At 69.1% G+C, this 12,810-nt stretch carries 14 protein-coding genes; 7 read left to right on the top strand and 7 right to left on the bottom strand.

Annotation, left to right across the window (positions count from 1 at the left end):
* Nucleotide 1 precedes the first annotated feature (1 nt).
* The 5 genes from ACFXOM_RS25860 to ACFXOM_RS25880 are packed head-to-tail and all read right to left on the bottom strand — an operon-like array spanning nucleotide 2 to nucleotide 4,691.
* The gene (locus tag ACFXOM_RS25860) at nucleotides 2-1,042 is read right to left on the bottom strand and encodes a zinc-dependent dehydrogenase (RefSeq protein ID WP_385039502.1); all 1,041 of its coding nucleotides are present in this window, start codon (nucleotides 1,040-1,042) and stop codon (nucleotides 2-4) included.
* A complete protein-coding gene (locus ACFXOM_RS25865) occupies nucleotides 1,039-1,485 on the bottom strand; it encodes a PTS sugar transporter subunit IIA (protein WP_384946950.1) in 447 nt (148 codons plus the stop codon). Before ACFXOM_RS25865 ends, ACFXOM_RS25860 begins: the two co-directional genes overlap by 4 nt.
* Nucleotides 1,478-2,875, bottom strand: a complete 1,398-nt coding sequence (locus ACFXOM_RS25870) for a PTS mannitol transporter subunit IICB (protein WP_384942122.1) — start codon at nucleotides 2,873-2,875, stop codon at nucleotides 1,478-1,480. The genes ACFXOM_RS25865 and ACFXOM_RS25870 overlap by 8 nt, the downstream gene beginning before the upstream one ends.
* A complete protein-coding gene (gene pfkB, locus ACFXOM_RS25875; protein ID WP_384942124.1) occupies nucleotides 2,872-3,933 on the bottom strand; it encodes a 1-phosphofructokinase in 1,062 nt (353 codons plus the stop codon). The genes ACFXOM_RS25870 and pfkB overlap by 4 nt, the downstream gene beginning before the upstream one ends.
* Complete coding sequence (locus ACFXOM_RS25880; protein ID WP_384942126.1) at nucleotides 3,930-4,691, bottom strand: DeoR/GlpR family DNA-binding transcription regulator; 762 nt, start codon at nucleotides 4,689-4,691, stop codon at nucleotides 3,930-3,932. Before ACFXOM_RS25880 ends, pfkB begins: the two co-directional genes overlap by 4 nt.
* 302 nt (nucleotides 4,692-4,993) lie before the next feature.
* Here ACFXOM_RS25880 and ACFXOM_RS25885 point away from each other — a divergent pair, with 302 nt between their 5' ends.
* The 4 genes from ACFXOM_RS25885 (at nucleotide 4,994) to ACFXOM_RS25900 (ending at nucleotide 10,125) form a co-directional block, all read left to right on the top strand.
* Nucleotides 4,994-5,260 (top strand): HPr family phosphocarrier protein, encoded by a 267-nt coding sequence (locus ACFXOM_RS25885; protein ID WP_384942128.1) that lies wholly within the window; start codon nucleotides 4,994-4,996, stop codon nucleotides 5,258-5,260.
* Nucleotides 5,257-6,906, top strand: a complete 1,650-nt coding sequence (ptsP, locus tag ACFXOM_RS25890; RefSeq protein ID WP_384946948.1) for a phosphoenolpyruvate--protein phosphotransferase — start codon at nucleotides 5,257-5,259, stop codon at nucleotides 6,904-6,906. The genes ACFXOM_RS25885 and ptsP overlap by 4 nt, the downstream gene beginning before the upstream one ends.
* Before the next feature lie 488 nt (nucleotides 6,907-7,394).
* Nucleotides 7,395-9,143, top strand: a complete 1,749-nt coding sequence (locus ACFXOM_RS25895; RefSeq protein ID WP_384942132.1) for a GAF domain-containing protein — start codon at nucleotides 7,395-7,397, stop codon at nucleotides 9,141-9,143.
* A gap of 577 nt (nucleotides 9,144-9,720) precedes the next feature.
* A complete protein-coding gene (locus ACFXOM_RS25900; protein WP_384942134.1) occupies nucleotides 9,721-10,125 on the top strand; it encodes a VOC family protein in 405 nt (134 codons plus the stop codon).
* Here the strand turns inward: ACFXOM_RS25900 and ACFXOM_RS25905 are convergent.
* Nucleotides 10,079-10,471 carry a hypothetical protein gene (locus tag ACFXOM_RS25905; protein WP_384946946.1) on the bottom strand — a complete coding sequence of 131 codons (393 nt, stop codon included), beginning with the start codon at nucleotides 10,469-10,471 and terminating at the stop codon, nucleotides 10,079-10,081. The two genes, ACFXOM_RS25900 and ACFXOM_RS25905, sit on opposite strands and share 47 nt — an antisense overlap.
* 192 nt (nucleotides 10,472-10,663) lie before the next feature.
* On the bottom strand, nucleotides 10,664-10,831 hold the full coding sequence (locus ACFXOM_RS25910) for a hypothetical protein (RefSeq protein ID WP_384942138.1): 168 nt from the start codon (nucleotides 10,829-10,831) through the stop codon (nucleotides 10,664-10,666).
* 400 nt (nucleotides 10,832-11,231) lie between these two features.
* On the opposite strand from ACFXOM_RS25910, the gene ACFXOM_RS25915 reads away from it, so the two are divergent.
* From ACFXOM_RS25915 to ACFXOM_RS25925, 3 genes are read left to right on the top strand one after another with little or no spacing between them, the layout of a single operon-like run.
* The gene (locus ACFXOM_RS25915) at nucleotides 11,232-11,558 is read left to right on the top strand and encodes a PadR family transcriptional regulator (protein WP_384942140.1); all 327 of its coding nucleotides are present in this window, start codon (nucleotides 11,232-11,234) and stop codon (nucleotides 11,556-11,558) included.
* The gene (locus ACFXOM_RS25920; protein ID WP_384942141.1) at nucleotides 11,555-11,911 is read left to right on the top strand and encodes a DUF1048 domain-containing protein; all 357 of its coding nucleotides are present in this window, start codon (nucleotides 11,555-11,557) and stop codon (nucleotides 11,909-11,911) included. The genes ACFXOM_RS25915 and ACFXOM_RS25920 overlap by 4 nt, the downstream gene beginning before the upstream one ends.
* 1 nt (nucleotide 11,912) lies before the next feature.
* Complete coding sequence (locus ACFXOM_RS25925; RefSeq protein ID WP_384942143.1) at nucleotides 11,913-12,239, top strand: DUF1048 domain-containing protein; 327 nt, start codon at nucleotides 11,913-11,915, stop codon at nucleotides 12,237-12,239.
* Nucleotides 12,240-12,810: the final 571 nt, after the last annotated feature.

The raw sequence follows: 12,810 nt of genomic DNA on the forward strand, positions 1-12,810 counted from the left end.
CTCAGGGTTCGATCGTGACCTTGATCGCCTCCCCCGCCGCGACTGTGCCGATCGCGTCCGCGACCTTGTCCAGTGGCATTCGGTGGGTGATCAGGTCGGCGACGGGGACGGCCCCCGAAGCGATCAGCTCCAGGGCCCGCCTGTTGTGCGCGGGGCTGGAACCGTTGGCGCCGATCAGGGTCAACTCCCGGTAGTGCACGAGGTTGGAGTCGAGAGTGATGGTGGGTGCGGTCTTGGGCAGGCCACCGAAGAGGCTGATTCGTCCGCTGCGGGCGGTCATCCCGAGCGCGTCCTCCTGAGCCGCGCCCGAGGCCGCGGCGGTGATCACCACGTCCGCGCCCCGGCCGCCCGTCAGCTTGAGGACCGCCTCCACGATGCCGCCGTCCGCCCCGCACACCGTCTCGTCCGGCCGTACGAGCGCGGCCGACATCTCCAGCCGCGCCGCGTTGAGATCGGCCAGGATCACACGGGCGGCGCCGCGGGCCCGGGCCAGCCGCACGTGCAGAGCGCCGATGGGGCCGGCGCCCATGACGACCACCTCGTCGCCACTGCCGACGCCAGCGAGTTCCTGGCCGTTGAGGACGCAGGCGAGGGGTTCGGCGACGGACGCCTCGGCGAAACTCACGCCGTCGGGGATCCGATTGAGGCCGTCCACCTTGAGCACGGCGTGCGGCACGATGAGGTATTCGGCGAAGCCGCCGTCGTACTGGTAGCCGACGGAGGTCTGGTTCGGGCAGATCGTCATCCGGCCGCGGCGGCAGTCGCGGCAGTCGCCGCACGGTACGGCGGCGATCACCTGCACCCGGTCGCCCTCGGCCCACCCACTGACCGACGCGCCGACCGCGGCTATCTCACCGGCGACCTCGTGCCCCATCACGCGCGGCGGGGACAGGTGCTGGTGGCCGTGGTTGAAGATCTTGACATCGGTGCCGCAGGTCGAACAGTTGCGGACCCGGATCTTGACCTCATCGGGCAGGGGCGAAGGCTCCGGTACGTCCTCGAGGCGCAGGTCGCCGGGGGCGTAGAAGCGTGCCACTCTCATTCTTCGAATTCCTTACTGATCGACTGGAGCAGTTGGTGGATCTCGTTCACGTTGCAGGAAGAGCGCAAGCTCTCGGCCTGGTCGGGCTCCAGCAGGATCTGAGCCAATGCCGACAACACCGCGACATGCTCGTTGCCTTTGGCCGCGATCGCCACGCAGGTGGTCACCGTCTCGCCGTCCCAGTTGACGCCGACGGGGAACTGGAGCACGGCGAGCGTGGTGCGGCGGACCAGTTCGCGACTGCCCTCGGTGCCGTGCGGGATCGCCACGCCCTCGCCGACATAGGTGCTGACAGAGCGTTCGCGCTCCAGCATGGTCCGGGTGTATCCCTCTTCGACGGCTCCGAGTTCCTCCAGCACCGCACCGCACTGGCGCACGGCGTCCCACCGGTTGTCGGCGCTCAGACCCAGACGGATGGCCTCGCGGGGCAGTACGTCAGGCATGGACTTCGCCGCCGTCCCGGATGGCGGCCTCGAGCCGGTCGAAGGCCGGGTCGTTGAGGAAGGACTGGAAGGGGATGATCATCGCGTTCGGTACCACCGAGCGGGCCCGCTCGGCGAGGTCGGCGTGCGTCACCACGACCTGGGTGCCCTCGGGGATGTCGTTGACGGCCTTGTGCGTGACCGTCACGCCGTAGGGCTTGAGGCGCCTGGTCAGCTGACTGGCCAGCATCACGCTGCTGCCCATTCCCGCGTCGCAGGCGACCACCACGGAGTTGATGGCCGCGACCGGAACGGTCCGCGCCTCGGTGGTTTCGGCCTCGTCCGTATCAGCCTCCGGCTCCGGCGCACGGCCGATGCGCAGCAGGGCGGCAGCCACGGCGAAGGACACGCCGGTGGCAACCACGACGGAGAGCAACACCCCGAAGTAGCCGCCCTTGGGCGTGACCGCGAGGTACGCGAAGATGCTGCCCGGCGACGGCGTTGCCACGAGACCGGCGCCGGTGACCATCGCGGTGGCGACCCCGGCCATGCCGCCCGCCATCGCTGCGAGGATCAACCGCGGCTTCATCAGCACGTAGGGGAAGTAGATCTCGTGGATGCCGCCCAGGAACTGGACGATGATCGCCCCGGGAACAGTGGGACGCAGTCGCCCGGGACCGAACAGCAGGTAGGCGAGCAGGATTCCAAGGCCGGGGCCCGGGTTGGTCTCGATCATGAAAAGGATGGACTTGCCGCTCTCGGTGACCTCCTGCACGCCCAGCGGAGAGAGCACGCCGTGGTTGATCGCGTTGTTCAGGAACAGGACCTTGGCGGGTTCGACGATGATCGACACCAGCGGCAGCACCCCGGTGTCGACCAGGACGTCGACGCCGCTACCGGCGGCCTTGGTGAGCGCTGAGACGACCGGGCCGATGCCGAGCAGTCCGGCCACCGCCATCGCGCCGCCGATGATGCCGGCGGTGAAGTTGTCCACCAGCATCTCGAAACCGGCGCGTGTGTGCTTGGCCGAGAAGCCGTCGGCGAGCTTGAGGAGGTAGGCGGTGATCGGGCCGATGATCATCGCTCCGAGGAACATCGGAACATCGGAGCCGACCGCCACGCCGACCGTCGCGATCGCACCGGCCACAGCGCCGCGCTGGCCGTGCACCAGACGCCCGCCGGTGTATCCGATCAGTACCGGCAGCAGTATGGTGATCATCGGGCCGACCAGCTCGGCGAGCGTCTCGTTGGGCAGCCAGCCGGTGGGAATGAACATCGCGGTGATCAGACCCCAAGCTATGAAGGCCGCGATGTTCGGCATCACCATTCCGGCGAGGTGACCACCGAGGCGTTGCACCCTGGCCCTGAACCCGTGGCCTTCCACGTGCTTGAGATGGGTCAGGTCTGTCATGGCTCTCTCCGATCCGATGCGGTACAGGGATGTGGCTTGTCCGGGTCCGTGTCGGCGCAGTCGCGTCCGCTCGGTTCCCCTTCCCCGACCTGAAGACCGGCCGCAGGCCGGCCCGTTCGGCCGCCGAGCGGCCGATGCAGCGGAATGTCCGCCGTGATGGTGACTCCGACCATGTCCAGATCGGCCGGAGTCGGCATGGCACTGCCCGGCAGCTTCACTGCGGCGGCGCCGTGCGCCACCGCCGCTGCCAGGGCCTTCGGCCCGGCGCCGCCTGCGCCGAGGAAGCCTGCGAGCGAGGCGTCTCCCGCTCCTACATCGCTGCGTACGGCGGCCACGGGCGCGTTGCCGTACCAGCCGCCCTCGTCCGCTACCAGCAGCATTCCGTCCGCGCCCAGACTGGCCAGCACCCGCTGCGCCCCGAGTGCGCGCAGTTCGTCCGCAGCGTCCAGCACCTCACCGATGGTGGCGAGCGGGCGGCCGACGGCCTCGGCGAGCTCGTCCCTGTTGGGCTTGACCACCTCGGGGCGGGCCTTGAGGGCCGCCAGCAGCGCGGGGCCGGAGGTGTCGAGCGCCATACGGGCGCCGCCGTCGTGGACCTGGGCGACCAGATCGGCGTACCACTCGGGCGCCAGGCCGCGCGGCAGACTGCCGCAGCAGACCAGCCATTCGGTGTCGGGCCCGGCGAAGCCGCGTGCGGTGGCGAGCAGGGCTTCCGACTCCTGCAGAGTCAGTTCCGGCCCCGGTGCGTTGATCTTGGTCAGCGCACCGCTCGCCTCCACGACGCTCACATTGATCCGGGTGTCGCCGCGCAGCTGTACGGTCGCCACCTCGATGCCCTGGCGCCTGAGCAGCTCGGACAGCAGCATTCCGGAGAACCCGCCGAGGGGCAGCACGGCCGTGGTCCGGTGTCCGGCAGCGGTCAGCGCGCGGGAGACGTTGACGCCCTTGCCCCCGGGATCCACCCGGTCGACCGTGGCGCGGTTGATCTCGCCCAGCGACAGCCGTGTCATCTCGAAACTGCGGTCGAGGCTCGGGTTCGGGGTGATGGTGACGATCACGCCCGGATCACCTCCGGCCCCTGGGCTGCGATCTCGTCGGCCTGCTCGTCGGTCAGGCCGGTGTCCGTGACCACCACGTCCACCTGCTTCATCGTGGCGAACCGGGCGAAGTAGCGGGCGCCGTACTTGGAGGAGTCGGCGATCAGAACCACCTGGTGGGCGCTGGCCACCATGGCCCGCTTCACCGCGGCTTCGGCGAGGTCCGGGGTGCTCAGTCCGGCCTGCGCCGAGAAGCCGTTGGTCGCGATCACTGCCATGTCGGCCTCCAGGTCGGCGAGGTCGCGCAGGGCCCAGGCGTCGACCGCCGCCTGCGTACGGTGCCGAAGCCGGCCGCCGATCAGATGGATGTTGAGCAGGGGGTGTTCAGCCAGCCGGGCGGCTACCGGCAGCGCATTGGTGACCACGGTGAGCGTGGAGTCCAGAGGCAGCTGTCCGGCCAGCCGGGACACCGTGGTCCCCGCGTCCAGCAGCAGGCTGCCCTCCTCGGGAAGCAGCGCGAGGGCTGCCTTGGCGATCCGGTCCTTGTCGGCGGCGGCCGTGGAGTCCCGCTCCGCGAGCCCCGGCTCCAGATGCAGCCCCCCGCCGGGCAGCGCTCCGCCATGCACCCTGCGCACCAGCCCGGCCCGGTCCAGGGCGCTCAGATCCCGCCGGATGGTCTCGTGCGTGACGCCGAACTCCTCCGCCAGCGAGGGCACATCGACTCTGCCACGCTCCTGGGCCAGATGGAGGATCCGCTGCTGACGCTCGGGTGCGTACATGTGGGATCAGGTCCGTTTCATGTGGGGTAATGCCTGCCTACGACCGGACACTACCCGCTTCCACTGGAAACACAATAGTTCCGAGTGTGTTGATTTCCTTTCCGTATGTGTTGACATCACGGGGTGGCCGGTCGTAGAACCGTCGAAACCGCTCGACACGGGTGGCAAACACAGACGTCCGGACTCACCCTTCCCCGACCGTGAGTCCGGGCTCGGGCGGCGGCCTGACCGCCTCAGGCTGCTGCCCGACCACCCCTGAGCCGTCCTTCAGTCACCCCCGATCACACCTCGAAGGAAGCGCGATGCCTCAGATACTGGTCACCATCGGCTCACGGAGCGGGCTCCACGCCCGCCCGGCCTCCCTCTTCGTCAAGGCCGCCGCGAGCCAGCCCGTCAAGGTCACCGTCGGCCGCCCCGGTCAGCCCCCGGTGGACGCCCGAAGCCTGCTGTCCGTGCTGTCGCTGGCGGCCCAGCACGGCCAAACCCTGGAGCTCGCCGCCGAGGGCGAGCAGGCCCAGTCAGCCCTGGACGAACTCGCCCTGCTGCTGTCGCAGGACCTCGACGCATGAGCCAGGTCCTGCAAGGCATCGGCGTCGGTACGGGCAGCGCGTCGGGTCCCGTCGCGCGCATGGCGCCACCACCGGCGCTACCCGCCCCCAGACCCGTCACCGACACCGAAGCGGACGTCTCCGCCCTGCGCCGGGCACTGACCTCGCTGGTCGCGGAACTCGAACACCGCGCGGCACGCGCCTCCGACGGGCCCGCGGCAGACGTGCTGTTCGCGCACGTGCAAATGGCGTCCGACCCCGCGCTCGCCGAGCAGGCGGTCGAGGCGATCCACCGCGGCACCGATCCCGCCCACGCGCTGAGCGCCACCTTCGGCGGCTTCCGCGCCCGGCTCCTGGCCGCCGGGGGCTACTTCGCCGAACGAGCGCCGGATCTGGACGACCTGTGCGGGCGGGCGGTCGCCCATCTGCTCGGCCTGCCGATGCCCGGGCTGCCCGACCCCGGCCATCCGTACATCCTGGTGGCCGACGATCTCGCCCCGGCCGACACCGCCGTCCTCGACCCCGCGTCCGTACTTGCGCTGGTCACCGTACGAGGCGGACCCACCAGCCACACCGCGATCCTCGCCAAGGCGCTCGGCCTGCCCGCGGTCGTCGGGTGCTCCCCGGCGGCCGCCCTCGACGACGGCCGGAACGTGCTCGTCCACGACGGCACCGTGCATGTCGACCCGTCACCGGAGACGGTCGCCGAGGCCGACCGGCGGGAACGACGGCGCCGCGGTCTGGCAGCGACCGTCCAGGGCCCGGGCCGTACCGCGGACGGGCACCCGGTCGCGCTGCTGGTCAACCTCGGAGCGCCGCACGAACTCCCGCGCGCCGCCGCCACCGAGGCCGAGGGTGTCGGGCTGTTCCGCACCGAATTTCTGTATCTGGACCGGAGCGAGCCACCCGGTCCCGATGAGCAGACCGCGGCCTACCGGCGGGTCTTCGACGCCTTCCCCGGGCGCCGGGTGGTCGTACGCACACTCGACGCGGGCGCCGACAAGCCACTGCCCTTCAGCACGGCCACGGGCGAGGAGAACCCAGCGCTCGGTGTACGAGGGCTGCGCACGGCCGCCCGAGACCCGGGCCTGCTGGACACACAACTGGCCGCCATCGCCGACGCGGCCCACGGGAGCGATGCCGACGTGTGGGTCATGGCCCCGATGGTCTCACTGCCGAGCGAGGCGGCAGACTTCGCGGCGCGAGCGCGCTCGCACAGACTGGCGGTGACCGGAGCGATGGTCGAAGTACCGGCCGCGGCACTGCATGCTGAACGACTGGCCCAGGTCTGCGACTTCCTCAGCATCGGCACGAACGACCTCGCGCAGTACACCTTCGCCGCCGACCGGACCCTCGGGGCGCTCGCGGAACTGCTCGACCCCTGGCAACCCGCGCTGCTCGACCTGGTAGCCGTCACCGCGCACGCCGGTTCAGCATCCGGCAGGCCAGTCGGTGTCTGCGGGGAGGCGGCGTCAGACCCGGAACTGGCACTGGTACTGGTCGGACTGGGGGTGAGGAGCCTGTCGATGGCGCCGGCGTGCCTGCCGGAGGTGCGTGCGGTGCTGGCCGGGCACCACCTCAGGCAGTGCCAGGAGATGGCGAACGCGGCTCGCGGTGCCCCCGACGCGGCGACAGCACGCGCCGAAGTGCGCCGCCGGATGAACTGAACAACCCACTCCCACCCCGGTCCCCGGAAGTCCGAGCAGGCGGGGTATGTCAATCCCGTGTTGTGTGGAGAGTTTCCAAGACCGTGGCCTGCGAACGTCCCGAGCGGGAGCCAGGCACCTGTGTGCAGATTCCCCCGTCATGGCGGCCACCTGGTCAGCTGGCCGGGACGCCCCCCGCCCGATGCTGACCGTTTGCTGACCTGCAAGAACACCCAAACGGCAGATCCTGGACTTGACGCGGCGGGGTCTGCGCGGGATGAGCTGTTCCGGGGCGGCCCCGGCGGCATCCACTCACAAACCGACGGGGCCGGCGTCCAGTCGACGCCGGTCGGATCGCGTCGGCTCCGCCGTTCGATGATCCGCTCCTGCACGTGCACCGGAAGGCCGTAGGATCCAGGCTGTCACGACGACCGCATCTAGCATGTGCGTCCAAGCGGTGACAGGGCCATTCGGGCATAATGGGATGGCACTTTCCGGAGGGAGCGGGGATGGCGGAGAGTCCGGCACAGGGGCGGAAGGGCGTTACAGCGACGCCTCAGTTGCGGCTGGATGAGCTGCTGGAGGGTCTGCAGGCTCAGGTGGAGCAGGTCCGCGCGACTCGGGACCGGGTACACACACTGCTGGACGCCGTCCTCTCCATCGGCACCGACCTGGATCTCGACGTCGTGCTGCGCCGGATCACCGAGTCCGCCGTGACTCTGGTGGACGCCCGGTACGGGGCCCTGGGCGTGGTCGGCGAAGAGGGCAGGATCCGGCAGTTCATCACGGTCGGCATGGACGACGACACGATCGAGGCGATCGGTCACTATCCCGCGGGCGAGGGGATCCTGGGACTGCTGATCAAGGAGCCGGAGCCGCTGCGTCTGGCCGACCTGGGCCGGCACCCCGACTCCGTCGGCTTCCCCGCGGGACATCCGCCGATGACGACGTTCCTGGGTGCGCCGGTGCGCGTGCGCGACCGGGTCTTCGGGAACCTCTACCTGACCGACAAGCGCGGCGGGGCGGAGTTCGACGACGATGACGAGGCGGTACTGCGCACGCTCGCGGCCGCGGCCGGCGTCGCGATCGACAACGCCCGCCTGTACGAGGACTCCCTACGCCGCGAGCAGTGGCTGGCGGCGAGCAGCGAACTGACCCGAAGCCTGCTGTCGGGCACCGGCACGGAGCAGGTCCTGCACCAGATCGCCGCCACGGTCAGGGCACTGTCCGACGCCGATCTGGTGACGCTGGCGGTGCCGTTCGAAGGCGGGGACGAGCTGGTGATCGAGGCCGCCGAGGGTGAGGGTGCCGAGCAGGTGCTCGGGCTGGTCCTGGCGGCGTCCACGTCGGCCGCGAAGGTCTACCGCTCCAACCAGCGGATCACGAGCAGTGCCCTGGCTCAGGAGCCGCAGACCGGGGGCGGTTTCGCGGCACGAATCGACCTGGGACCCGGATTCCTGCTCCCCCTGGGCGGTGGCGCGGACGTGCGCGGAGTTCTGCAGGTCGCCAACCTGAACGGCGGCACGGAGTTCAGCGACGCCACCATGAGCATGATCAGCGGCTTCGCCGACCAGGCCGCGCTGGCGCTGGAGATCGCCGAGCACCGGCGCGAAGCCGAGCACCTGGTGGTGCTCGGTGACCGTGACCGCATCGCGCGGGATCTGCACGACCTGGCCATCCAGCGGCTTTTCGCCTCGGGGCTGACGCTGAACTCAGTGCTGGGCCGCGTCGCCGACCGGCCTCAGGTGGCGGAGCGGGTGCAGCGGGTCGTCGACGACCTGGACGACACCATCAAGACCGTGCGCGGCACGATCTACGCATTGCGCGAACGTGACCGCGCCGACAGCCGCGGCGGACTGCGCGGGAAGATACTGGCCGAGACCGATCAGGCCGCCACCACGCTCGACTTCGCCCCCGCCCTGCGCATGACCGGCCTGCTGGACACCGATGTCCCCGACGGTCACGCCGAGCAGTTGCTGGCGGTGCTGCGCGAGACCCTCTCGAACGCCGCCCGGCACGCGCATGCCACCGCCGTCGAGGTCACCGCCGAGACGGACGGCTCGCGGCTCCGCCTGCGCGTCGCCGACAACGGCAGGGGGATCGACCCGGCCGTCACTCGCCGCAGCGGCCTGGACAACCTCCGCGAGCGCGCCACCGTTCTGGGCGGCGGCTTCACCCTCACGCCGAACGAGCCCACCGGCACCATCGCGGAATGGACGGTTCCCCTGCCCGCACAAACCGGCAAACCGGAAGCGTAAACGACCCGGGACTGCAGTGAAGCCCTGGGCTCCTCGCACGTGCCTACCGCCCCGTTCGATAGGGCATGGCCTGACCCTGGTCCAGCCCTTCTCCCACTCCCTGTTCGCTTCCAGCACCGCACACGGCGCGGGCTGTTCTCGGCGTCGTGACCTGTGTCGGCAACCGGGAGGAGCGGCGGGATGCACCGGACCGTGGCCAGGTTGCGGTACTCCGGGTGGAGCGACGAGAGCACCGTGTAGGTGTTGATCAGGGAGTGGACGGGGGAACGCCGATCGTCTCGATCCAGTCCCGGGGGATGCGCCTGGTGGGCCGCGCCACCCGAATCGCCTACGCACGGCAGGTCCGTTGGCTGCCCGGCCTCGGAACTGGTGGGCTCGCGTATTCGACTGTCGCCAGTCTCGGTCCGATCTGGCGCGTTGATGACGCTGTGTGGTCGTCGTCGGCGGCCGTTCGGGGAACGCTCTCGACGCTGTGAGCGGTGTTGCTTAAGATCATGGGCACGGCATCGCGTGTCGGTCACCGGCTGGGTGAGGCATGGAGGTGCCTGTGAGATTGCCTTACGGAGGCATTCCACAGATGTCAGTCGAGTTGAATCACACCATCATCCATGCCCGGGAGAACCGGGAGTCGGCCGAGTTCCTGGCACACATCCTGGGGCTTGAGGTCGGGACCGAGTGGGGGCCGTTCATTCCCGTGGCCACCGGCAACGGGGTCACTCTGGACTTCGCCGCCATCCCGGCGGAGTCGATCGTCATGCAGCACTACGCGTTCCTCGTTTCCGACGGGGAGTTCGACGCGACCTTCGCGCGTATCCGGCAGGCCGGGATCACGTACTACGCCGATCCGCATCTGAAGCAGCCTGGAGAGATCAACCACCACCACGGTGGGCGCGGCCTGTACTTCATGGATCCGGCCGGGCACGGCATGGAGATCATCACGCGTCCCTATGGCAGCCACGCGCAGACGCCGACGGCTTCGTGAGGCAGGGGCAGGTCAGGGAGTGCCCTGGCCTGCTCCTCCGTGGCGGAGTCCATCTGTCGTGAGCCGCCTGCGGAGTCCAGCCTGCTGGTGACCATGTGTGGTCGCCGGAGGCGTATCGGCTCCAGGTGCCTCCGGCTTGGGCGGCCAGCTTGGCCGTGGTGACCTGGTGGTAGCCGAGGGCGTCGGCGACGACGGGTGCAGGCATCTCCAGGACGTGCTGGCGGATCGCGGAGACGCGGCCGGTGATGGTGGGGATGCCGAGATCGATGGAGTGCCGGTAGAGCCACTCGGCAAAGCCCATGGCGTGTTCCCAGTAGCCGCCCTCGCCCCGGTCGTGCACCACCACGCTCCAACCGGGTGTCCGCGAACTGCGGCCGAGGAGGACGTGGAAGCCGAAGTCGGTCGACAGCGCCGGGATCAGGACTCCGTCGGCACCGGTGTCCGGGGGTGCCGTCGTGGATGCGCAGGGCGAGACGGTCGCGGTGGAGGACGTCGAGTACGTCGAGGATGTGCACGGTGTCGCCTGGCCGCGCGTACGTCAGCAGTCCGCGGAACTCCGGCCGCTGGAGGGGGTGAGGCGGCCGGAGGTGCCCGGGTCATCTTCGAAGACGACCGGGTCCTCGATCCCGGCCTCGTCCAGGACGAGGTTCTGCCGGGCGGTGGACTGCCGGTCGGTCGACACCCGCTTGTAGACCAGGTTCGCCACCAAGAGCCCCTTCCGTACGGAGGATCGGACGCTATCTGTCGTCAAACCCTGGCAGCAATCACCATCGGATCTGATGGGATTCGACCCGCCTCGAACCCCCGGATTTCACGAATTCATTGGACACGTCGGCCGCCTGTCGTCAAACGATCGTTTGCGACAGATGCAAGTTGACCGGCAAGCAGCCTGGGGAGAGCGAGGATCGGGGCGTTGAGGTGATGACCTACGAGCCCCCACTGACTGCGGAGCCGGGTCGATGAGTGGCCACCGCTGTGGACCCGGGTCCTCGCCGACCGGTCCCGGGTTTACGCCTACCGGAGGTGCTGCCGCCCTCCACTACTCGGTGGTACCGTATAGCAGTATTCGGTATCACGTAGTACCGACAGGCTGAGGAGTATCCGCGATGGAGGACCTGACGGAGATGTTGAAGGGCACGCTCGAAGGGTGCGTGCTCGAAATCATCGGCAGCGAGGAAACCTACGGGTACGCCATCACCCGCCAGTTGAACGAGCTGGGCTTCGCCGACGTCATCGAGGGGACGGTGTACACCATCTTGCTGCGACTGGAGAGGAACGGGTTCGTCCAGATGACGAAACGACCATCCGGGGTCGGTCCGCCGCGCAAGTTCTACACGCTCAACGATGCCGGACGCGAGGAACTCGCGAAGTTCTGGGCGAAATGGCAGTACCTCTCATCACGCATCGACAGGCTCAAGGAGGGCGGGAGATGAACTTCTGGGAAAAGGTCACAGGCAGCGATCTCACCAGGGAATGGAAGGCGTTCGAGGCCCGCGCCGATGTCCTGCCGGACGACTACCGGGCGGCGTGGGGCCAGATCATCGCCCTCCTTTTCCCCTACGGGGACTTCACCGGCCGCAACCTGATGCCGATCCTCGACGCCGCCCTGGGGCTGCTCGAAGTAGCAGCGGCGGACGGCCAGAGCGTCCACGAGGTGCTCGGCGCGGACATCCAAGGCTTCTGCACCGCGCTGGCCGGCGGAGCAGGGGCCCGGAATTATCGCGACCGGTGGCGCGAGCAGTTGAACAGGAACGTCGCGAGGAAATTGAGCCGGCTGGGAGGCTGACGTGAGCATCCAGGACATCATCGAAGGCAAGAAACAGTGGCGAGTGCACGCAGCTCGCGTCAAGGCACTCCCGCCGGACTACCAGATCGTCTACAAGGAGATGCAGAAGTACCTGTTCAAGGTCGGACCGATCAGCCTGCCTGACGGGCCCCTGCTCCCCGGGATCGTCGACTTCTTCGAGGAGGGTGTCACCGCAGGCAAGGGGGTTGTGGAACTCATCGGCACCGACGTCGCCGCGTTCTGCGACGGCCTGGTCAAGGACTCCCCTACCTACGCGGATGTCTACCAGGCATCCATCAGCGCGGAACCCGGCGCGGACGAGAAGTGACGCCCGCCGCCCGGGTGCGGGCCGAACCGAGGGCACTGCGTAACCGTCGAGCGTCACCCCTGGGTGCCTTCCCTGAAAACGGTGCTGACACCGTAGGAGGCATAAGAGCAGAAGGAACGACACCGGAACCGGAAACCTCTGTGCAGAGTGGGCTCACATCGCTGGGTGAGGAGGCGTGTCGTTATCAGGCGGATGAGATACGCCCGGAGGACCTGCCGATGATCGCTGCCGAGGCACTCGCAGCCGGACTGGACACCCCGACATTGTGCGAGCTCGCCGGTTGGCCTCGCAATGCGGATGCCCGCGATATTCGCGAAGCATTCGAGCAAGCACTCACCGAGTCCGAGATCGGGCCGCCTGATCGGGGCCTGGCACGGCGCCACGCTCTGCGCCGGATGGCGGCGAGACTCATCGCTGGAGAGCTAACTCCCGCCGACCTGGCGACGGACGACTGGTGGGAGACGGAGTTCGGGACCGATCGCCGTCGGTGTTTGGGGGGGGGGGGGGGGGTGGGAGGATCCTCACCCCCCCCCACCCCCACCCACATAGACCCACCCCCTCCCCCTCCCGC

Source organism: Streptomyces sp. NPDC059169 (genome assembly GCF_042755225.1).
GTDB lineage: Bacteria > Actinomycetota > Actinomycetes > Streptomycetales > Streptomycetaceae > Streptomyces.

Coding starts and splice junctions, on each gene's coding strand:
- ACFXOM_RS25860 (WP_385039502.1), bottom strand. CDS start 1,042: ATGAGAGTGGCACGCTTCTACGCCCCCGGCGACCTGCGCCTCGAGGAC.
- ACFXOM_RS25865 (WP_384946950.1), bottom strand. CDS start 1,485: ATGCCTGACGTACTGCCCCGCGAGGCCATCCGTCTGGGTCTGAGCGCC.
- ACFXOM_RS25870 (WP_384942122.1), bottom strand. CDS start 2,875: ATGACAGACCTGACCCATCTCAAGCACGTGGAAGGCCACGGGTTCAGG.
- ACFXOM_RS25880 (WP_384942126.1), bottom strand. CDS start 4,691: ATGTACGCACCCGAGCGTCAGCAGCGGATCCTCCATCTGGCCCAGGAG.
- ACFXOM_RS25885 (WP_384942128.1), top strand. CDS start 4,994: ATGCCTCAGATACTGGTCACCATCGGCTCACGGAGCGGGCTCCACGCC.
- ptsP (WP_384946948.1), top strand. CDS start 5,257: ATGAGCCAGGTCCTGCAAGGCATCGGCGTCGGTACGGGCAGCGCGTCG.
- ACFXOM_RS25895 (WP_384942132.1), top strand. CDS start 7,395: ATGGCGGAGAGTCCGGCACAGGGGCGGAAGGGCGTTACAGCGACGCCT.
- ACFXOM_RS25900 (WP_384942134.1), top strand. CDS start 9,721: ATGTCAGTCGAGTTGAATCACACCATCATCCATGCCCGGGAGAACCGG.
- ACFXOM_RS25915 (WP_384942140.1), top strand. CDS start 11,232: ATGGAGGACCTGACGGAGATGTTGAAGGGCACGCTCGAAGGGTGCGTG.
- ACFXOM_RS25920 (WP_384942141.1), top strand. CDS start 11,555: ATGAACTTCTGGGAAAAGGTCACAGGCAGCGATCTCACCAGGGAATGG.